The 19,069-nt window shown below is 65.9% G+C and carries 18 protein-coding genes; 17 read left to right on the plus strand and 1 reads right to left on the minus strand.

The features are described 5' to 3' along the window. The first annotated feature begins 34 nt into the window (after positions 1-34). Together fmt and ACOQFP_RS20655 are read left to right on the plus strand one after the other, a co-directional pair. Complete coding sequence (fmt, locus tag ACOQFP_RS20650) at positions 35-958, plus strand: methionyl-tRNA formyltransferase (protein ID WP_421585376.1); 924 nt, start codon at positions 35-37, stop codon at positions 956-958. Next, positions 955-2,424 carry an RsmB/NOP family class I SAM-dependent RNA methyltransferase gene (locus ACOQFP_RS20655; RefSeq protein ID WP_421585377.1) on the plus strand — a complete coding sequence of 490 codons (1,470 nt, stop codon included), beginning with the start codon at positions 955-957 and terminating at the stop codon, positions 2,422-2,424. Before fmt ends, ACOQFP_RS20655 begins: the two co-directional genes overlap by 4 nt. Here the strand turns inward: ACOQFP_RS20655 and ACOQFP_RS20660 are convergent, their stop codons facing one another. Further along, a complete protein-coding gene (locus ACOQFP_RS20660) occupies positions 2,425-2,814 on the minus strand; it encodes an MmcQ/YjbR family DNA-binding protein (RefSeq protein ID WP_341243365.1) in 390 nt (129 codons plus the stop codon). Between the two features lie 36 nt (positions 2,815-2,850). On the opposite strand from ACOQFP_RS20660, the gene rpe reads away from it, so the two are divergent. The 15 genes from rpe (at position 2,851) to ppc (ending at position 19,044) form a co-directional block, all read left to right on the plus strand. Continuing rightward, positions 2,851-3,525 carry a ribulose-phosphate 3-epimerase gene (gene rpe, locus ACOQFP_RS20665; RefSeq protein WP_206488509.1) on the plus strand — a complete coding sequence of 225 codons (675 nt, stop codon included), beginning with the start codon at positions 2,851-2,853 and terminating at the stop codon, positions 3,523-3,525. Between the two features lie 35 nt (positions 3,526-3,560). Continuing rightward, entirely contained in the window at positions 3,561-4,553 is a 993-nt protein-coding gene (gene ribD / locus ACOQFP_RS20670; protein WP_341243376.1) for a bifunctional diaminohydroxyphosphoribosylaminopyrimidine deaminase/5-amino-6-(5-phosphoribosylamino)uracil reductase RibD, read from the plus strand. After that, positions 4,554-5,165, plus strand: a complete 612-nt coding sequence (locus tag ACOQFP_RS20675) for a riboflavin synthase (RefSeq protein WP_206488511.1) — start codon at positions 4,554-4,556, stop codon at positions 5,163-5,165. It begins immediately after the preceding gene. Positions 5,166-5,249: 84 nt separating this feature from the next. Then, positions 5,250-6,539 (plus strand): bifunctional 3,4-dihydroxy-2-butanone-4-phosphate synthase/GTP cyclohydrolase II, encoded by a 1,290-nt coding sequence (locus ACOQFP_RS20680; protein WP_206488513.1) that lies wholly within the window; start codon positions 5,250-5,252, stop codon positions 6,537-6,539. After that, positions 6,536-7,033 (plus strand): 6,7-dimethyl-8-ribityllumazine synthase, encoded by a 498-nt coding sequence (gene ribH / locus ACOQFP_RS20685; RefSeq protein ID WP_206488516.1) that lies wholly within the window; start codon positions 6,536-6,538, stop codon positions 7,031-7,033. Before ACOQFP_RS20680 ends, ribH begins: the two co-directional genes overlap by 4 nt. Then, positions 7,030-7,500 carry a PH domain-containing protein gene (locus tag ACOQFP_RS20690; RefSeq protein WP_206488518.1) on the plus strand — a complete coding sequence of 157 codons (471 nt, stop codon included), beginning with the start codon at positions 7,030-7,032 and terminating at the stop codon, positions 7,498-7,500. Before ribH ends, ACOQFP_RS20690 begins: the two co-directional genes overlap by 4 nt. Before the next feature lie 72 nt (positions 7,501-7,572). Continuing rightward, the gene (gene uvrC, locus ACOQFP_RS20695; RefSeq protein ID WP_206488520.1) at positions 7,573-9,663 is read left to right on the plus strand and encodes an excinuclease ABC subunit UvrC; all 2,091 of its coding nucleotides are present in this window, start codon (positions 7,573-7,575) and stop codon (positions 9,661-9,663) included. A gap of 50 nt (positions 9,664-9,713) precedes the next feature. Further along, a complete protein-coding gene (rapZ, locus tag ACOQFP_RS20700; protein ID WP_421585390.1) occupies positions 9,714-10,613 on the plus strand; it encodes an RNase adapter RapZ in 900 nt (299 codons plus the stop codon). Further along, on the plus strand, positions 10,610-11,635 hold the full coding sequence (locus tag ACOQFP_RS20705) for a gluconeogenesis factor YvcK family protein (RefSeq protein ID WP_206488521.1): 1,026 nt from the start codon (positions 10,610-10,612) through the stop codon (positions 11,633-11,635). The genes rapZ and ACOQFP_RS20705 overlap by 4 nt, the downstream gene beginning before the upstream one ends. After that, positions 11,626-12,609 carry a DNA-binding protein WhiA gene (gene whiA / locus ACOQFP_RS20710; protein ID WP_008716540.1) on the plus strand — a complete coding sequence of 328 codons (984 nt, stop codon included), beginning with the start codon at positions 11,626-11,628 and terminating at the stop codon, positions 12,607-12,609. The genes ACOQFP_RS20705 and whiA overlap by 10 nt, the downstream gene beginning before the upstream one ends. A gap of 121 nt (positions 12,610-12,730) precedes the next feature. Then, a complete protein-coding gene (gene gap / locus ACOQFP_RS20715; RefSeq protein WP_206488522.1) occupies positions 12,731-13,750 on the plus strand; it encodes a type I glyceraldehyde-3-phosphate dehydrogenase in 1,020 nt (339 codons plus the stop codon). 3 nt (positions 13,751-13,753) lie between these two features. Next, the gene (locus ACOQFP_RS20720; RefSeq protein ID WP_206488523.1) at positions 13,754-14,965 is read left to right on the plus strand and encodes a phosphoglycerate kinase; all 1,212 of its coding nucleotides are present in this window, start codon (positions 13,754-13,756) and stop codon (positions 14,963-14,965) included. A 3-nt stretch (positions 14,966-14,968) separates the two neighbouring features. Continuing rightward, entirely contained in the window at positions 14,969-15,754 is a 786-nt protein-coding gene (gene tpiA, locus ACOQFP_RS20725) for a triose-phosphate isomerase (protein WP_206488524.1), read from the plus strand. 174 nt (positions 15,755-15,928) lie between these two features. Further along, positions 15,929-16,162 (plus strand): preprotein translocase subunit SecG, encoded by a 234-nt coding sequence (gene secG, locus ACOQFP_RS20730; RefSeq protein WP_206488525.1) that lies wholly within the window; start codon positions 15,929-15,931, stop codon positions 16,160-16,162. Positions 16,163-16,212: 50 nt separating this feature from the next. After that, positions 16,213-19,044: a phosphoenolpyruvate carboxylase gene (gene ppc / locus ACOQFP_RS20735; RefSeq protein ID WP_421585378.1), complete on the plus strand. Its 2,832-nt coding sequence runs from the start codon at positions 16,213-16,215 to the stop codon at positions 19,042-19,044. Positions 19,045-19,069: the final 25 nt, after the last annotated feature.

Consider the following 19,069-nt stretch of genomic DNA (forward strand, 5'->3'; position numbering starts at 1 on the left):
ATGTGAATTCGTTCGTCCCAGGGAGTTGCCTTCAGTGCGCGTTGTCTTTGCCGGAACACCGGAACCCGCAGTCCCGTCCCTTCGGCGGCTGTTGGAGTCCGAGCGCCACGAGGTGATCGCGGTGGTGACCAGGCCCGATTCCGCGTCCGGTCGCGGACGTAAGACCGTTCGCTCGCCCATCGGACAGCTGGCCGACGAGCATGGGATTCCGGTGTGCACGCCCGCGAAGCCCTCGGAACCGGATTTCGTGTCGCAGCTGGTCGACCTGGCACCGGATGTGTGCCCGGTCGTGGCCTACGGAGCGTTGCTACCGCAGCCCGTGCTCGACATTCCCCGCTTCGGATGGATCAACCTGCACTTCTCGTTGCTGCCCGCCTGGCGCGGCGCTGCCCCGGTGCACGCGGCCATCGCAGCGGGCGACGACATCACCGGTGCCTCCACGTTCCTGCTCGACGCGGGCATGGACACCGGCCCGGTACTCGGCGTCGTCACCGAGCGGGTGCGGGCAACCGACACCACGGGGGAGTTGCTCACCCGATTGGCGTCGAGCGGAGCCGAGTTGTTGGCCGCCACGCTCGACGCGATCGAGGACGGCACCGCAGGCGCGCAGCCGCAGCCCGAGGACGGTGTCTCGTACGCGAGCAAGGTGACCGTCGATGCCGCGCGGATCGACTGGAACCGCTCCGCAGCGTTCATCGACAGACACATCAGGTCGGTCACCCCTGCGCCCGGTGCCTGGACGACGATCGGTGAACTCCGCGTCAAGGTCGCCCCGGTGCAATGTTCGTCGGACACGCTCGAACCGGGCGTGATCGAGGTTCGGAAATCGGGCGTGCACATCGGAACAGGCACAAGCGCAATCGTCCTGGGCGATATCCAACCGCAGGGCAAGAAACTGATGAAGGCACTCGACTGGGCGCGCGGCGCCCGGCTGGACGAGACGGCGGTAGCGCGATGACAGATCCCGACAGACCTCGCAAGCGCCAGTCGGGAAGGCCCCGAAAGGTCACCAAGAACTCGCCCGGGGTCAGAGGCCCGAAGGGGAACCGGCCCCCGCAGGGAGCGGGCCCACGTGCCATCGATGCCATCGATCCGGCGCGTCGCGCCGCACGTGATGTGCTGAAAGCGGTCCGCGAGCGCGATGCCTACGCCAACCTGGTGCTACCAGGCCTGCTGAGAGAGCGAAAGCTGGACTCGCGCGATGCCGCACTGGCAACCGAACTCGCCTACGGTGCGTCCCGCGCTCGGGGTGTGCTCGACGCGGTGATCGCTCATTCGGCCGGCCGTCCGGCCGGAGAGATCGATGGGCCACTGCTCGATATTCTGCGGCTCGGTACCTATCAGCTCCTGCGTACGCGGGTGGCACCGCACGCCGCCGTCGCGACCTCCGTGGATCTCGCTCGGTCCGAATTCGGCACCGGCAAAGCAGGTTTCGTCAATGCTGTTCTGCGCCGCGTGTCCGAACGCACGTCCGCCCAGTGGGTCGACGAGCTCGCTCCAGCCGCGGCTGTCGATCCGGTCGGCCATCTCGCATTCGAGTACGCGCACCCCCTATGGATCGCGCAGGCGTTCGCCGACGCGCTCGGCGCGGACGCCGGCGAACTCGCCGCAGTGCTCGAAGCCGACGACGCTCGCCCCTCGGTCCACCTGGTCGCTCGGCCCGGCGAGATATCTGCAGAGGAATTGGCGCTGATCACCGGGGGAGAAGAAGGTCCGTACTCCCCGTACGCGGTGCACCTCGACGGAGGCGATCCAGGCAAGCTCGACGCCGTCCGAGACGGCCTGGCCGGAGTCCAGGACGAGGGCAGTCAGCTCGTCGCCCGGGCACTGACCCTTGCGCCGCTCGTCGGTGAGGACGGCGGCCGATGGCTCGATCTCTGTGCCGGCCCCGGCGGCAAGGCTGCCCTGTTGGGAGCAATCGCCGGCATCGACGGGGCCAGGGTCGACGCTGTCGAACCGACGCCGCATCGGGCCGATCTGGTCTCGAAGACGACCAAGGACCTTCCGGTGACGGTGCACACGGTCGACGGACGAGCATCCGGACTCGGCGGCGGCTACGACCGTGTTCTCGTCGATGCCCCGTGCACCGGCCTCGGGGCCCTGCGCCGTCGCCCCGAGGCGCGGTGGCGTCGGCAACCGTCGGATGTGGCGGCCCTGGTGACGCTGCAGAGAGAACTGTTGGCGGCCGCCATCGAACTGGTCCGACCCGGCGGTGTGGTGCTGTATTCGACGTGCTCGCCGCACCTGTCCGAAACCGCCGCCGTCGTCGCAGACGCGGTTCGACGATACGGAGTCGACCAGCTCGATACCCGCGAGCTGGTTCCCGGGGTGCCGCAGCTCGGTGACGGCACGTCGGTGCAGCTGTGGCCGCATCGACACGGCACCGATGCGATGTTCATGGCGGCGCTGCGTAAGCCACTGTGATCAGTTGCCGGCCAGGAACGTCTCGGCCAGCTTCTTCGGGGCATAGACCAGCCACCCGTCGATGATCAGTTCGCGCAGTTCGTCGTCCTCGGTGTTCTCGAGGTCGACCAGCACAGCCGCGAACCCGTCGAAGTGCGAGATGCTGAAGCATGCGCGAGGGTGTGCAGCGAGAATGGCCTCTTTTTCGTGCAGGTCGGCGGTGCGCACGGCAAGAATCGGCCCGCTGGGCGCAGTGGCGTCGCCGAATCGCTTCAGATCGGCTTTGCTGAACGGACGAATCCACGCGAACACACTTTTTCCCACGGCCCAGGTCGGATGCCCGTACCGGACTCCTTCGGTGACCTCGGGCAGTGCGGCGATCATCGCCGTCGCGGAGTCGATGGTGGCCATGGGCGAACGATACCGGCTGGGCTAGGCTCGTCAATCGTGGTTTCCCCGATGATTGCCCCCTCCATCCTGTCCGCCGATTTCGCCCGGCTCGCCGCCGAAGCCGAGGCCGTATCCGGGGCCGATTGGCTACATGTCGACGTCATGGACGCGCATTTCGTACCCAACCTCACCCTCGGGCTTCCGATCGTGGAAAGTCTGTTGAAGGCGACGAGCATCCCGCTCGATTGCCACCTGATGATCGAGGATCCGGCGCGTTGGGCTCCGCCCTACGCCGAGGCGGGCGCGTACAACGTCACCTTCCACGCCGAGGCGAGCGACGACCCCTCCGCGGTGGCGCGCGACATCCGGGCCGCCGGTGGCAAAGCGGGCCTGTCCGTCAAGCCCGGAACCCCCATCGAGCCGTACCTCGAGATCCTGCGCGACTTCGACACACTGCTGGTGATGAGTGTGGAACCGGGATTCGGCGGGCAGTCGTTCATGCCCGAGGTGCTCTCGAAAGCCGCGGCGGTTCGGAAATTGGTCGACTCCGGTGATCTGCGATTGGTGATCGAAATAGACGGGGGCATCAACTCCGACACGATCGAGCAGGCCGCGGAGGCAGGCATCGATTGCTTCGTCGCAGGATCGGCCGTCTACAACACCGACGACCCGGCCGCTGCCGTGCGCGGTCTGCGTGCCCGAGCCGCCCGCGCCTCGCACCACCTGTCGTAGTGGTTGCTCCGGGCGCCGTCTCGATCGCGGAGGCCATGGCCCTCGCCGTCGACGCATCCGAGACGGCCCGGGGAATCAGCAGCCCCAATCCCGCCGTCGGTGCGGTGATTCTCGACATCGACGGCACCGTCGTCGGCATCGGGTCGACGCGGCCGCCTGGTGGGCCTCACGCCGAGGTGGTCGCCCTGGCCGAGGCCGGGGATCGGGCCCGGGGCGGTACGGCGGTGGTGACGCTGGAGCCGTGCAACCACACCGGCCGCACCGGACCGTGCTCGAAGGCCCTGATCGACGCAGGCATCGTCGCGGTCGTGCACGCTGTCGCCGATCCGAATCCACTCGCGTCCGGCGGCGCAGAGACCCTGCGGGCTGCGGGCGTTCGCGTCGAACAGGGAATCGGTGAACGTGAGGTGCGCCAGGGTCCGCTGCGAGCCTGGTTGCACAAGCAGCGCACCGGGAGGCCGCACGTGACGTGGAAGTACGCCGCAACCCTCGACGGGCGCAGCGCCGCAGCAGATGGAACCAGCCAGTGGATCACCGGACCACAGGCGCGAGAGCACGTGCACACCGAGCGGGCCAAGCTCGACGCGATAGTCGTCGGCACCGGAACAGTCCTGGCGGACGACCCGCGGCTGACCGCACGCCTGCCCGACGGCACCCTTGCTCCGCATCAGCCCGTGCGAGTCGTCGTGGGCTCGAGACCGACGCCCTCGACGGCGAGAATTCGTAATGCCGATGCGCGCACGATGTTCCTCGACACGCACGATCCGCTGGCGGTGATCGATGCGCTGGACGAGTACACCGACATCCAGATCGAAGGTGGTCCCACCTTGGCCGGCGCGTTCCTCGCTGCCGGGGTGGTCGATCGCGTCGTGGCCTACCTCGCCCCGGCCGTGTTGGGCAGCGGATCTGCAGCGGTGGAGAATGCGGGCATCGGAACAATTGCCGACGCAATTCGGTTTCGCACGGAAACAGTGACCATGATCGGCAACGACATCCTGATCGGCGTCGTGCCCGAAGGAGCGAAGTAGATGTTCACCGGAATTGTCGAAGAACTCGGCGAGATCCTCGCGAAGGACGACTTGTCCGACGCTGCTCGCTTCACCGTCCGCGGCCCGGTGGTGACCTCGGACGCGGGCCACGGCGACTCCATCGCGGTCAACGGAGTCTGCCTCACCGTCGTCGAGGTGCTCGCCGACGGCGGTTTCACCGCCGACGTGATGCAGGAGACCCTCGACCGATCGTCGCTCGGAGCCCTGAGCGTGGGCAGCCGCGTCAACCTCGAACGTGCAGCCGCACTGGGCAGCAGACTCGGCGGGCACCTCGTGCAGGGCCACGTCGATGGCACCGGAACCATCCTCGGCCGCTCGCCGTCCGAGAACTGGACCGTGGTGCGTGTCGGCATGCCCACCTCGGTCGCGCGCTACGTGGTGGAGAAGGGCTCGATCACGGTGGACGGCGTCTCGCTCACCGTGTCCGGATTGGGCGTCGACGACGGCTCGCACTGGTTCGAGATCTCCCTGATTCCCACCACCTTGGACCTGACCACCCTCGGCAGGGCGGAGGTCGGTTCGCCGGTCAACCTCGAAGTCGACGTGATCGCCAAGTACGTGGAGCGGCTGCAGACGATCGACGCACAGTAAGTACTGTTGAGGTGCACGCCGTGAGCGATGCACGGAGAATTCCAGGGCGCTGAGCCAGGCCCGAGACGTATGGAGCGCACTTTCGTGACCAGGTTCGACAGTATCGAGCGCGCAGTTGCGGACATCGCTGCGGGCAAAGCAGTGGTGGTCGTGGACGACGAGGACCGCGAGAACGAGGGCGACTTGATCTTCGCCGCCGAGAAGGCCACTCCGGAACTGGTCGCCTTCATGGTTCGCTACACCTCGGGCTACCTCTGTGTGCCACTGTCGGGTGAGGATTGCGACCGCCTCGGTCTCCCACCGATGGTCGCCACCAACCAGGACAAGCACGGCACCGCGTACACCGTCACCGTCGACGCACGCGAAGGCATCGGCACCGGAATCTCGGCCTCCGATCGCGCGGCCACGATGCGACTGCTGGCCGATCCCGACACCGGCGCGGGCGACTTCACCCGCCCCGGCCATGTGGTGCCACTGCGGGCCAAGGACGGCGGCGTACTGCGTCGCCCGGGCCATACCGAGGCAGCCGTCGATCTCGCCCGGATGGCCGATCTGCGGCCTGCGGGCGTGATCTGCGAAATCGTCAGCCAGAAGGACGAGGGCTCGATGGCCCAGACCGACGAACTGCGCGTCTTCGCCGACGAGCACGATCTCGCGCTGATCTCCATCGCCGATCTCATCGCATGGCGTCGCAAGCACGAAAAGCATGTCGTCCGAGTTGCCGATGCCCGGATCCCCACCGAACACGGCACGTTCCGCGCCGTCGGCTACCAGAGCATCTACGACGAGGTCGAGCACGTTGCGTTGGTGCGCGGTGACATCGCCGGGCCCGACGGTGACGGCAGCGACGTCCTGGTTCGAGTGCACTCCGAATGCCTCACCGGCGATGTCTTCGGCTCGCTGCGCTGTGATTGCGGACCGCAATTGGACGCCGCCCTGGAAATGGTGGCCGCCGAGGATCGCGGCATCGTGCTGTACATGCGCGGGCACGAGGGCCGCGGAATCGGCCTGTTGCACAAGCTCCAGGCCTATCAGCTCCAGGACGCCGGCTCCGATACCGTCGATGCCAATCTTCAACTCGGTTTGCCTGCCGATTCCCGCGACTACGGCATCGGCGCACAGATTCTCGTCGATCTCGGCGTCTCCTCGATGCGGCTGTTGACGAACAATCCGGCCAAGCGAGTCGGACTGGACGGGTACGGACTACAGGTCACCGAGCGGGTGCCGATGCCGCTGCGCGCCAACGCCGAGAACCTCACCTATCTACGCACCAAGCGCGACCGGATGGGACACGATCTGACCGGCCTCGACGAGTACGAAAACGGTCATTCCGCAGGCTCCACTCCCGCCCAAGAGAACGGAGTCAACCCATGAGTGGTGAAGGCGAGCCGACCCTGCAGCTCGCGGGCGCGAGCGACCTCGAACTGGCCATCGTCGCAGGCCAGTGGCATCGAGAGATTTCTCAGGCGTTGCTCGACGGCGCACTACGCAAAGCCGAGTCCGCGGGGGTCAAGGACGTCACGGTCATTCGCGTCGCCGGGGCCATCGAGCTGCCTGTCGTTGCACAGGCGCTGGCCCGCAACCACGATGCCGTTGTGGCGCTCGGTGTCGTGATCCGCGGGGGCACTCCACATTTCGAGTACGTGTGCGACGCCGTCACCGCAGGCCTGACGCGAGTGTCGCTGGACGAGGGCACCCCGGTGACCAATGGCGTGCTCACCACCAACGACGAGCAGCAAGCCCGTGATCGTGCCGGCCTGCCCGGTTCGTTCGAGGACAAGGGTGCCCAGGCCACCGCTGCCGCGATCGACACCGCCCTGACGCTCAAGCATCTACGCCAGCCCTGGACCAACCAGGAGTTCACATGAGTACCGGTACGCCGCCGGGCTGGGACATGGAAGTGAAGTCGCGCAAGTCGGCGCGGTTCGCCATCGCGGCCGCGGTGCTGCTGGTCGTGGCTCATTCGACCGTCGCCGTCCTGCTTCGAGTCTCTCCGACGGGCGTGTACTTCCGCACTGCCGACCAACTCGCGATGGCAGGGATCGGGATCCTGCTGGGCGGCCTTGCCCTGCTGCTCACTCGGCCCCGTATCCGCGTCGGTCCTGCGGGTGTCGCGGTGCGGAACGTGTTCTCGGAACGCTTGATCGAGTGGGACCTCGTGCGCGGATTGTCGTTCCCGGACGGTGCGATGTGGGCCCGAGTGGACATTCCCGACGACGAGTTCATCAATGTGATGGCGATCCAGTCCAACGATCGCGAGCATGCTGTCGCGGCGGTTCGCAGGTTCCGCACCCTCGAACGCAAGTATGCGCCCGTCGAGGTCGATCAGGACTGACGTCCTCGGGTCGGCACGGCAGCTGAGCTGCGGATGCGGAGAACGTCGGACCCGACGGCTAACGTGGAACCCGTGTCCGACCCCGCTACCTACCGCCCGGCCACCGGAACCATCCCGGTGGAGCCGGGGGTGTACAAATTTCGTGATCAGCACGGTCGCGTCGTCTACGTAGGAAAGGCCAAAAGCCTGCGCAGTCGGCTCAATTCCTACTTCGCCGACGTCGCCTCGTTACATCCCCGCACACGCCAGATGGTGACCACCGCGGCGTCCGTCGAATGGACGGTGGTCACCACCGAGGTCGAAGCACTGCAGCTCGAATACAACTGGATCAAGGAGTTCGATCCTCGGTTCAATGTTCGGTATCGCGACGACAAGAGCTACCCGATGCTCGCGGTGACGATGAACGAGGAGTTCCCGCGGCTGTTCGTCTACCGAGGGCCCCGGCGCAAGGGTGTGCGGTACTTCGGTCCGTACGCACATGCCTGGGCGATTCGCGAGACGCTGGATCTGTTGCTCCGGGTGTTTCCTGCGCGGACCTGTTCGACCGGAGTGTTCAAGCGACACAATCAGATCGGTCGTCCCTGCCTGCTGGGCTACATCGACAAGTGTTCGGCTCCGTGCGTCGGTCGGGTCAGCCCCGAGGAGCACCGCGCCACCGTCGAGGACTTCTGTGATTTCTTGGCAGGCAAGACCGACAAGCTCGTCCGGCAGCTCGAGAAGAAGATGCAAGCGGCGTCCGAGGATCTGGATTTCGAGACCGCCGCCCGACTGCGCGACGACGTCGGAGCGCTACGCCGCGCGTTGGAGAAGCAGGCGGTGGTGTTGGGGGACGGCACCGATGCCGATCTCGTCGCCTTCGCCACCGATGCCCTCGAAGCCGCTGTGCAGGTCTTCCACGTCCGCGGAGGCCGAGTGCGAGGTCAACGCGGCTGGGTGGTGGAAAAGGCAGGTGAGGTGATCGAGCGGCAGGACGAGGCCGATCTGCCGGCCCTCGTCGAACAGTTCCTCACTCAGTTCTACGGCGAGCAGGCCGCGCTGACGGCACAGGCACCGAGCGGTGATGACGGTGGATCCAATGCCGTTCCGCGCGAGGTACTGGTGCCGGTGCTACCGGACAATGCCGACGAGGTCCAGCAGTGGCTCAGTGAACTTCGGGGGTCGAACGTCACGGTGCGCGTTCCCCAGCGCGGCGACAAGAAGGCGTTGGCGGAAACCGTCGAGCGCAATGCCAAGGAGGCCCTGCAGCAGCACAAGCTCAAGCGGGCAGGCGATTTCACGTCGAGATCTGCCGCGCTGCAGGGTATTCAGGAAGCTCTCGATCTGGATTCGGCACCGCTGCGCATCGAGTGCATCGACATCTCACACGTGCAGGGAACCGACGTGGTCGCGTCGCTGGTCGTCTTCGAGGACGGATTGCCTCGCAAGAGCGACTACCGGCACTACGCGATCAAGGAGGCGGCCGGCGACGGACATTCGGACGACGTCGCCAGCATCGCCGAGGTGACTCGTCGCCGGTTCCTACGACACTCGGCCGACGGATCGGCCGGAGGAAGCGGTGGCGATCTCGCACCGGAGGCCGCGCTGGATCCGCAGACCGGCCGACCGCGAAAATTCGCCTACCCACCCAACCTGTTCGTCGTGGACGGCGGTGCACCTCAGGTCGCCGCGGCGGCCGCGGTGCTCGACGAGCTCGGAGTGACCGACGTGGCGGTGGTCGGTCTTGCGAAACGGCTCGAAGAGGTGTGGGTACCGGGGGAGGAGGATCCGGTTATTCTGCCGCGCACGAGCGAGTCGCTGTATCTGCTGCAGCGTGTCCGCGACGAAGCACATCGGTTCGCGATCACGTTCCATCGCAGTAAGCGCTCGCGGCGGATGACGGCATCGGCACTGGATTCGGTTCGCGGACTCGGTGAGTCGCGTCGAACGGCCCTGGTCGCACATTTCGGCTCGGTCGCCAATCTCAAACGTGCGACGGTCGCGGAGATCGTAGAGGTACCGGGAATCGGCGAGACCACGGCCAAGTCGGTGCTGGCCGCGCTCGGTTCCGACACGGACGACGCCGATGTAGGCGATGATGACAGCGCAACGTCAACGACATCGGGCGAGAACACGACGGAACATGCGATTGCACCGCGTGTGGAATCGGCGGGACAGGCTTCGTAGTGAGCGAACACCAGACACAGAGACATCCACCGTCCGAGGAGCGCGTCGAGCTGCTCGCGCAGGATCGGTCGCGGCACGACGGGATAGAGGTGGCACTGGTCACCGGAGTCTCCGGTGCCGGGCTGCGCACCGCAGCGAAGATTCTCGAAGACCTCGGGTGGTACGTCGCCGACAACCTACCCCCCGAGCTCATCTCCAAGATGGTCGATCTCGGACTGGAATCCAAACCGCGAATCGAAAGACTCGCCCTGGTGATGGACGTCCGAAGCAGACTGTTCACCGGGGATCTGGGCTGGGTGGTGCGTGAGCTCGATTCCAAGGGCGTGCGCAACCGAGTGCTGTTCCTCGACGCATCAGATGCCGTCCTCATCCGCAGGTTCGAATCCAACCGGCGCAGCCACCCACTGCAGAACGACGGTCAGGACGCCACGCTGACCGAGGGCATCACCGCCGAACGGTTGCGGCTCTCTGCGGTCAAGGCGGCGGCGGATCTCACGGTGGACACCACGGCGCTGTCGGTCCATCAGTTGCGTCGCAAGATCGAGACCGTCTTCGGTGACGGTGGCGCTACCGGTGTCGGTGTCACCGTGCAGTCGTTCGGTTTCAAATACGGCCTACCGATGGACGCCGATCTGGTCTGTGACGTCAGATTTCTGCCCAATCCGCACTGGGTACCCGAGCTGCGAGAACACACCGGCCAGGACGTGGACGTCCGTGACTACGTCCTGGGGCAGGACGGTGCCCGGGACTATCTGCAGACGTACACCCACCTGTTGAATCTGACGATCGAAGGATACGTGCGGGAAGGCAAGAGATACATGACGGTCGCCGTCGGTTGCACCGGAGGCAAGCATCGAAGTGTCGCCATGACCGAGGCCTTGGCCGGCATTCTCGCCGAACAGGGTGACGTGTCGGTCCGGGTGCTGCATCGCGATTTGGGTCGCGAATGAGCGAATTCGGTACCGAGGTGCTCGGATCGGGTCCGAACGTCGTCGCCCTCGGCGGTGGACATGGTCTGTATGCCACCCTGTCGGCGGCCCGGCTTCTCGGACACGACGTCACGGCCATCGTCACGGTCGCGGACGACGGCGGGTCCTCGGGACGGCTACGGGCTGAGCTCGGGGTCATTCCCCCCGGGGACCTGCGCATGGCGCTGGCTGCGCTGTCCAGCCCCGACGAGCGGACGCGATTGTGGACCGATGTCCTGCAGCATCGGTTCGGTGGTACCGGCGCGTTGGCCGGACATTCCGTCGGTAACCTCATTCTGGCCGGGCTCACCGAGGTGCTGGGCGACCCCATCGCCGCCCTCGACGAGATGGCGCGCACCCTCGGAATCGAGGGACGTGTGCTTCCGATGTCGCCGATCGCGCTCGACATCGAAGCGGACGTCTCGGGACTCGAGGACGATCCCCGCGTCAGCCGCGTCATCAGGGGACAGGTTGCCGTGGCCACCACTCCAGGCAAGGTTCGACGAGTGCGACTGCTGCCACCGGACCCGCCTGCCTGCCCGGAGGCGCTCGCCGCAATCGAGGCGGCCGACCTCGTGGTACTCGGGCCGGGCTCGTGGTTCTCGAGCGTGATTCCGCACGTGCTCGTGCCGGATCAACGGGCCGCGCTGGCTCGCACGTCCGCTCCGAAAGTGCTCGTGTTGAACCTGGCACCCGAACTGGGAGAGACCACCGGATTCTCCGCAGAGCGCCATGTCCACGTACTCTCCCAACACGCACCTGATTTGGGAATCGACTACATCGTGGTCGATTCCGCCTCGGTCCCGGAAGGCAACAACCGCGAACATGTAGCGCGGGCTGCGGCTCGGCTCGGTGCCGAGGTCGTCTACGTCGACGTTGCCGAAAACGGCACTCACGCACATCATTACGGCAAGCTTGCTGCGGCTCTCGGCTCCATCGTGTCGTCCACCGGCGACACCGGGTCGGCTGCCGCACGCAGAGAGGGGATCACTTCGTGGCCATGACAGCGGAGGTCAAGGACGAGCTGAGCAGGCTCACCGTCAGTCAGGTCAGTTGTCGCAAGGCCGAGGTGTCCGCGCTTCTGCGATTTGCCGGTGGACTCCACATCGTCGCCGGCCGAGTGGTAGTCGAGGCCGAGGTCGATCTCGGGTCCATCGCACGACGCCTACGCCGAGAAATCTTCGAGCTGTACGGCTACTCCTCGGACGTGCACATGCTCGGCGCGGGCGGACTGCGCAAGACCTCGCGATACGTGGTCCGTGTCGCGAAGGACGGGGAGGCGCTGGCCCGCCAGACCGGCCTGCTGGACCTGCGTGGCCGTCCGGTTCGCGGGTTGCCCGCTCAGGTCGTCGGCGGCACCGTCGGAGACTCCGAGGCGGCCTGGCGCGGTGCGTTCCTGGCGCACGGCTCCCTCACCGAACCCGGCCGATCCTCGGCGCTCGAGATCAGCTGCCCAGGGCCGGAAGCTGCGCTCGCCCTCGTCGGAGCCGCCCGGCGGCTCGGCGTGGCCGCAAAAGCTCGTGAGGTTCGCGGAACCGATCGGGTGGTCGTCCGGGACGGCGAGGCGATCGGCGCGCTGCTCACTCGGATGGGGGCACAGGACACCCGGCTCGTCTGGGAAGAGCGACGGATGCGGCGCGAGGTCAGAGCCACGGCGAACCGACTGGCCAATTTCGACGACGCCAACCTGCGCCGGTCGGCTCGCGCCGCCGTTGCCGCCGCGGCGCGCGTCGAGCGGGCACTGCACATCCTCGGCGACGACGTGCCCGATCATCTGGCCGCGGCCGGCTCGCTCCGCGTGCAGCATCGTCAGGCCTCACTCGAGGAACTCGGCCAGTTGGCCGATCCGCCGATGACCAAGGACGCGGTGGCAGGCAGAATCCGACGGCTGCTGTCCATGGCCGATCGCAAGGCCAAGGAAACCGGAATTCCGGACACCGAGTCCGCGGTCACGGCCGAGCTGCTCGACGAGGCGTGATCGCCACGCACGAGTGACGCGCGCGCTCGGCCAACGCGCACACTAGGGTGGTAATCGCGTGTGGCAACCCCGCACGCAGGCACGAACAGACATCTGTTTACACAACTTTTAGGAGCGAACAGTGACGATCCGGGTAGGCGTCAACGGCTTCGGCCGCATCGGGCGTAACTTCTTCAGGGCTGTCGACGCGCAGAAGGCGCTCGGTACCACCGACATCGAAATCGTTGCTGTCAACGACCTGACCGACAACGCATCGCTCGCACACCTGCTCAAGTACGACTCGATCCTGGGTCGCTTGCCGCACGATGTATCGCTCGAGGGCGAGGACACCATCGTCGTCGGTGGCCAGAAGATCAAGGCACTGTCGCTGCGCGAGGGCCCGTCCGCACTTCCGTGGGGTGACCTGGGCGTCGACGTCGTCGTCGAGTCCACCGGCATCTTCACCGACGCTGCGAAGGCCAAGGGCCACCTCGACGCCGGTGCCAAGAAGGTCATCATCTCCGCGCCCGCCAAGGGCGAGGACATCACCATCGTGATGGGCGTCAACGACGACAAGTACGACGGCAGCCAGAACATCATCTCCAACGCGTCGTGCACCACCAACTGCCTCGGTCCCATCGCCAAGGTCCTCGACGACGAATTCGGCATCGTCAAAGGCCTGATGACCACGGTCCACGCGTACACGCAGGATCAGAACCTGCAGGACGGCCCGCACTCGGACATGCGCCGCGCGCGTGCCGCCGCGCTCAACGTGGTGCCCACCGGCACCGGCGCAGCCAAGGCCATCGGCCTGGTGCTCCCGCAGCTGCTCGGCAAGCTCGACGGCTACGCCCTGCGTGTCCCGATCCCCACGGGTTCGGTCACCGACCTCACCGCGAACCTGGCCAAGAGCGCCTCGGTGGAGGAGATCAACGCGGCGATGAAGGCTGCTGCCGAGGGCCCGCTGAAGGGAATCCTGAAGTACAGCACGGACCCGATCGTGTCCTCGGACATCGTCACCGACCCGCACTCGTCGATCTTCGACGCGCCGCTGACGAAGGTCATCGACGACCAGGTCAAGATCGTCTCCTGGTACGACAACGAGTGGGGCTACTCCAACCGCCTCGCCGACCTCATCGGTCTCGTCGGCAAGTCCCTCTGACCGATGGCTGTCAAGACACTGCAAGATCTGCTCGATACCGGTGTCGAAGGACGTGGCGTCCTCGTGCGATCGGACTTCAACGTCCCGCTCGAGGACGGCACGATCACCGATCCCGGCCGCATTCAGGCTTCGATTCCGACGCTGCAGGCGTTGGTCGAGGCCGGTGCCAAGGTCATCGTCACTGCGCACCTGGGAAGGCCCGAGGGCAAGCCCGATGCGAAGTACAGTCTGGCTCCGGTCGCGGCCAAGCTCGGTGAGCTACTCGGACGCCACGTGCAACTCGCGGGCGACGTGGTGGGTCAGGACGCAGAGGCGCGGGCCGAGGGGCTGACCGACGGTGACGTGCTGCTGTTGGAGAACATCCGCTTCGATCCGCGCGAAACCAGCAAGGACGAGTCGGAGCGCGCGGCGTTGGCTCGCGAACTCGTCGCGTTGGCCGGGGACGACGCGGCCTTCGTCTCCGACGGATTCGGCGTCGTGCACCGCAAGCAGGCGTCGGTGTACGACGTGGCCACGTTGCTGCCGCACTACGCAGGCACGCTCGTCGCGGCCGAGGTGGAGGTCCTGGCCAAGCTGACCGAGGATGCGACGCGTCCGTATGCGGTGGTGCTCGGCGGCTCCAAGGTCTCGGACAAGCTCGGTGTCATCGAGGCGTTGGCCCCCAAGGTCGACACCCTCGTCATCGGCGGCGGTATGGCATTCACTTTCCTTGCAGCACAGGGCTATTCGGTAGGAAGCTCGCTGTTGCAGGAAGATCAGATCAGCGTCTGCAAGGACCTGCTCGAGCGCTTCGGTGACGTCATCCACCTTCCGGTCGACATCGTCGTCGGGGACAAGTTCGCTGCCGATGCCGAGGCGAAGACCGTGAAGGCCTCCGAGATTCCGGACGGCTGGATGGGACTGGACATCGGCCCGGACTCGGTCAGTCGTTTCGCCGTGGTGCTCTCGAACGCCAAGACCGTCTTCTGGAACGGCCCGGCAGGGGTGTTCGAGTTCGACAAGTTCTCGGCCGGTACCAAGGGCATCGCGGAGGCGATCATCGGGGCCACCGAGAAGGGTGCATTCAGTGTGGTCGGCGGCGGTGACTCCGCGGCAGCGGTCCGCACCCTCGGACTGCCCGACGACGGTTTCTCGCACATCTCCACCGGCGGCGGTGCTTCCCTCGAATACCTCGAGGGCAAGCAGCTGCCCGGTCTATCCGTCCTGGAGGCGTAACGCATGGCACGCAAGCCGCTCATCGCGGGCAACTGGAAGATGAACCTCAACCACCTCGAGGCCATCTCGCTGGTGCAGAAGATCGCGTTCTCTCTGCCCGAGAAGTACTTCGACAAGGTCGACGTGACGGTGATTCCGCCGTTCACCGATATTCGTAGTGTGCAGACTCTGGTCGAGGGCGACAAGCTCCTGCTGACCTACGGGGCACAGGACGTCTCGGCGGAGGACAAGGGTGCCTTCACCGGCGAGATCAGCGGTTCGATGCTCGCCAAGCTGGGATGCACCTTCGTCGTCGTCGGTCATTCCGAACGTCGGACGTTGCACAGCGAGGACGACGCCGTCGTACTGGCCAAGACGAAGGCGGCCCTGAAGAACGGCCTGACTCCGATCGTCTGCATCGGCGAGGGCCTCAACATCCGCGAGGCGGGCGAGCACGTGGCCTACAACGTGGCCCAGCTTCGGGGATCGCTCGACGGACTGTCGGCCGAGGACATCTCCAAGGTCGTCATCGCGTACGAGCCGGTGTGGGCAATCGGCACCGGCCGGGTCGCCTCGGCCTCGGACGCGCAGGAAGTGTGCGGTGCCATCCGTGAGGAACTGAAGTCGCTGTCCTCGGACTCGGTGGCGGCGGGCGTTCGGGTGCTCTACGGAGGCTCGGTCAACGCCAAGAACGTCGGCGAGATCGTCGGCCAGCCCGATGTCGACGGTGCACTGGTCGGTGGAGCCTCGCTGAAGGCCGACGAGTTCGCCACACTGTCTGCCATCGCAGCAGGCGGACCACTGCCCTGATCGTGGCCATGCCCTGATCGTGGACATGCACTGATAATCGCGCCGATCGCTGTGTCGGCTCATCGGTGATGCTGCACAGAACTGCTTCGGACATCCCGCGGACGGCGGGGTGTCCGAAGCAGTTCGTGGGGACAGGTAGGCTGCTGGAGGCATCGAATCGAGTTTGAGGTGGACATGGATCTGTTTCTGGATATTCTGCTGGTCGTCACCAGCCTGGCGCTGATCTTGCTGATCCTGCTGCATCGCGGCAAGGGCGGCGGATTGTCCAGTCTGTTCGGTGGCGGAGTGCAGTCCAGCCTGTCCGGTTCCACCGTCGTCGAGAAGAACTTGGACCGTCTGACGATCTTCACCGGGTTGGTCTGGCTCATTGCGATCCTCGGAATCGGCCTGGAGATCAAGTACACCTGATCGGCGTTCCTCCGAATGCGAGTTCTCGGTGAAGCAGCGATACTGGATGGATGAGCGAATCCTCTTACGATTCAGTCGGTTCCCCAGCATTCGTCACACCGACCGCTCAGGGCCGGGAGTTGACCGAGCCGCTCCGCGAGGACATCCGGTATCTCGGCGGCATCCTGGGTGAGATCATTCGTGAGCACGAGGGCGAGGCAGTCTTCGATCTCATCGAATCTGCCCGGCTCGAGTCCTTCGCCGTGCGCAGGTCGGAGATCGAACGCGAGAACTCGGTCGGTCGGTACACCGATGTCGAGGTGGCACAGGCAGTTCCACTGATTCGAGCCTTCAGTCATTTCTCGTTGCTGGCCAACCTCGCCGAGGATCTGCACCGCGAACGCCGTCGTGCAATTCATCTCGACCGCGAGGACCCGCCGCAGGACAGCAGTCTCGACGCAACCTGGCTCAAGATCGATACCCTGGCTCCCTCACGCGAACAGGTTGCGAGCGCACTGACCGACGCCCTGGTGGCCCCGGTGATCACCGCACACCCCACCGAGACGCGACGGCGAACTGTGTTCGACGTGCAATCGAAGATCACCGAGCTGATGCGACGGCGTGAGGTGGCATCGGCTGCGCAGGAGGGCAAAGCCGCCAGCGCGACCAAAGAATTGGCCGCCATCGACCTGCAGATCCGCAGGCAGGTGCTGACTCTGTGGGAGACGGCGCTGATTCGCTTGTCGCGGTTGCGGATCCAGGATGAGATCGAGGTGGGTCTGCGCTACTTCGAGTCCTCCCTCTTCGAGGTGATGCCCGCCCTCAATGCAGATGTACGTGCCGCGCTGCGGGCGCGGTGGCCCGAGGGTGACCTACTGCCTCGTCCCATCCTGCGCCCCGGATCCTGGATCGGCGGAGACCGAGACGGCAACCCGAACGTCACGGCCGAGGTGGTACACACGGCGACGCATCAGGCCGGGTATGTCGCGTTCGAGCGCTATCTGGACGAACTGGTAGCGCTGGAGAAGGAATTGTCGATGTCCGCGCGCCTGGTGGACGTCACCGAGGACCTGAAGGCGCTGGCCGATGCATCGGCAGAGCCGGACGATCGGCGATCGGACGAGCCCTATCGGGTCGCGGTCGTGGGCATTCGAGCTCGGTTGACGGCCACGGCCCGGTCGGTACTCGACGCTGTGCCGGTTTCCGGGATCGACCTCGGTGCGCGGAAGTACGACGGTCCGCAGGACGTTCTCGACGATCTCGACGTCATCGATCGTGCTCTGCGCGCCGATGGGGACGCCGTGATCGCCGACGATCGGTTGCTGCGGCTGCGGCAGTCGGTCGAGACGTTCGGATTCCATCTGCAGGCTCTGGACATGCGGCAGAACTCCGAAACGCATGAGGAAGTGGTGGCCGAACTGCTGTCCTGGGCCGGGGTACACCCCGACTATCGCTCGCTCGACGAAGACGAGCGGGTCCGCGTGCTGTCGCAGGAGCTCACCACTCGTCGCCCACTGATCGGCCCGCACGCAGAACTCAGTGAGCTCGCGACCAAGGAACTCGGCATAGTCAAGGCGGCCAAGGAAGCCATCGACCACCTGGGGCCCGACACGATCCAGAACTACATCATCAGCATGTGCCAGTCGGTCAGTGACATGCTCGAAGCGGCGTTGTTGCTCAAGGAAGCCGGCATCTTCGACCCCGGTGCGGACGGCTCGTCGCCCACATCGACCGTGGGCGTGGTTCCGCTGTTCGAGACGATCGAGGATCTGCAGCACGGTGCAGCGACTCTGCTCGCCACGCTCGACGTTCCCATCTACCGGGCCCTGGTCGCCGGACGCGGGATGAACCAGGAGGTGATGCTCGGATACTCGGACTCGAACAAGGACGGCGGGTTCCTTGCGGCGAATTGGGCGTTGTACCGGGCCGAGCTGGATCTGCTCGAGGCATCGCGGAAGACGGGAATCCGGTTGCGGCTGTTCCACGGCCGGGGAGGGACGGTCGGTCGCGGTGGCGGCCCGAGCTACGACGCCATCCTGGCGCAACCGCCAGGAGTGGTGCAGGGATCTCTGCGGCTCACCGAGCAGGGCGAGATCATCGCTGCGAAGTATGCCGAGCCGTCCCTGGCGCGTCGGAACCTCGAGTCCTTGGTCGCGGGCACCCTGGAGTCGACGCTGCTCGATGTCGAGGGTCTCGGTGACGGTGCCGAGGCGGCCTACGAGGTTCTGGACGACCTGGCTGCCAAGGCACGTGCCGCATACGGTCGCCTGGTGCACGAGGAGCCCGGATTCGTCGAGTACTTCCGCACGTCGACCCCGGTCGCCGAGGTCGGCGAGCTGAACATCGGTTCGCGTCCTGCATCACGCAAGCCCACGAACTCGGTGTACGACCTGCGCGCTATTCCGTGGGTGATGTCGTGGAGTCAGTGCCGCGTCATGCTGCCCGGGTGGTACGGCACCGGCTCGGCGTTCGAGGAGTGGGTCGACGGCGACGACGCCAAACTCGAGGTGCTGACCGATCTGTATCGAAAGTGGCCGTTCTTCCAGACCGTTCTGTCGAACCTCGCGCAGGTGATGGCCAAGTCGGATCTGGGCATCGCGGCGCGGTACGCCGAGCTGGTGCCCGACGCCGAACTGCGTGCCCACATCTTCGGCATGATCGAGGTCGAACACGCCAGAACGGTGCAGATGTATCTGAAGATCACGGGCCACAGCCGACTGCTCGAGGACAATCCCTCGCTCGAGCGTTCGGTGCACAACCGGTTCCCGTATCTCGAGCCCCTGAACCAGATGCAGGTCGAGATGCTGCGCCGCTACCGCAGCGGTGACGAGGACGAACGCGTCAAGCGCGGAATCCTGCTGACGATGAACGGTCTCGCAACGGCGTTGCGCAACAGCGGCTAGAAGCACTCTCCCGTCGTGGGGCGTT

Source organism: Rhodococcus sp. MALMAid1271, from assembly GCF_049195265.1.
GTDB lineage: Bacteria > Actinomycetota > Actinomycetes > Mycobacteriales > Mycobacteriaceae > Rhodococcoides.

What these genes read in the sequence shown, in the direction of transcription:
- ACOQFP_RS20655 (WP_421585377.1), top strand. Translation starts at nt 955, where the DNA reads ATGACAGATCCCGACAGACCTCGCAAGCGCCAGTCGGGAAGGCCCCGA.
- ACOQFP_RS20660 (WP_341243365.1), bottom strand. Translation starts at nt 2,814, where the DNA reads ATGGCCACCATCGACTCCGCGACGGCGATGATCGCCGCACTGCCCGAG.
- ribD (WP_341243376.1), top strand. Translation starts at nt 3,561, where the DNA reads ATGGCCCTCGCCGTCGACGCATCCGAGACGGCCCGGGGAATCAGCAGC.
- ACOQFP_RS20675 (WP_206488511.1), top strand. Translation starts at nt 4,554, where the DNA reads ATGTTCACCGGAATTGTCGAAGAACTCGGCGAGATCCTCGCGAAGGAC.
- ribH (WP_206488516.1), top strand. Translation starts at nt 6,536, where the DNA reads ATGAGTGGTGAAGGCGAGCCGACCCTGCAGCTCGCGGGCGCGAGCGAC.
- ACOQFP_RS20690 (WP_206488518.1), top strand. Translation starts at nt 7,030, where the DNA reads ATGAGTACCGGTACGCCGCCGGGCTGGGACATGGAAGTGAAGTCGCGC.
- ACOQFP_RS20705 (WP_206488521.1), top strand. Translation starts at nt 10,610, where the DNA reads ATGAGCGAATTCGGTACCGAGGTGCTCGGATCGGGTCCGAACGTCGTC.
- ACOQFP_RS20720 (WP_206488523.1), top strand. Translation starts at nt 13,754, where the DNA reads ATGGCTGTCAAGACACTGCAAGATCTGCTCGATACCGGTGTCGAAGGA.
- tpiA (WP_206488524.1), top strand. Translation starts at nt 14,969, where the DNA reads ATGGCACGCAAGCCGCTCATCGCGGGCAACTGGAAGATGAACCTCAAC.
- secG (WP_206488525.1), top strand. Translation starts at nt 15,929, where the DNA reads ATGGATCTGTTTCTGGATATTCTGCTGGTCGTCACCAGCCTGGCGCTG.
- ppc (WP_421585378.1), top strand. Translation starts at nt 16,213, where the DNA reads ATGAGCGAATCCTCTTACGATTCAGTCGGTTCCCCAGCATTCGTCACA.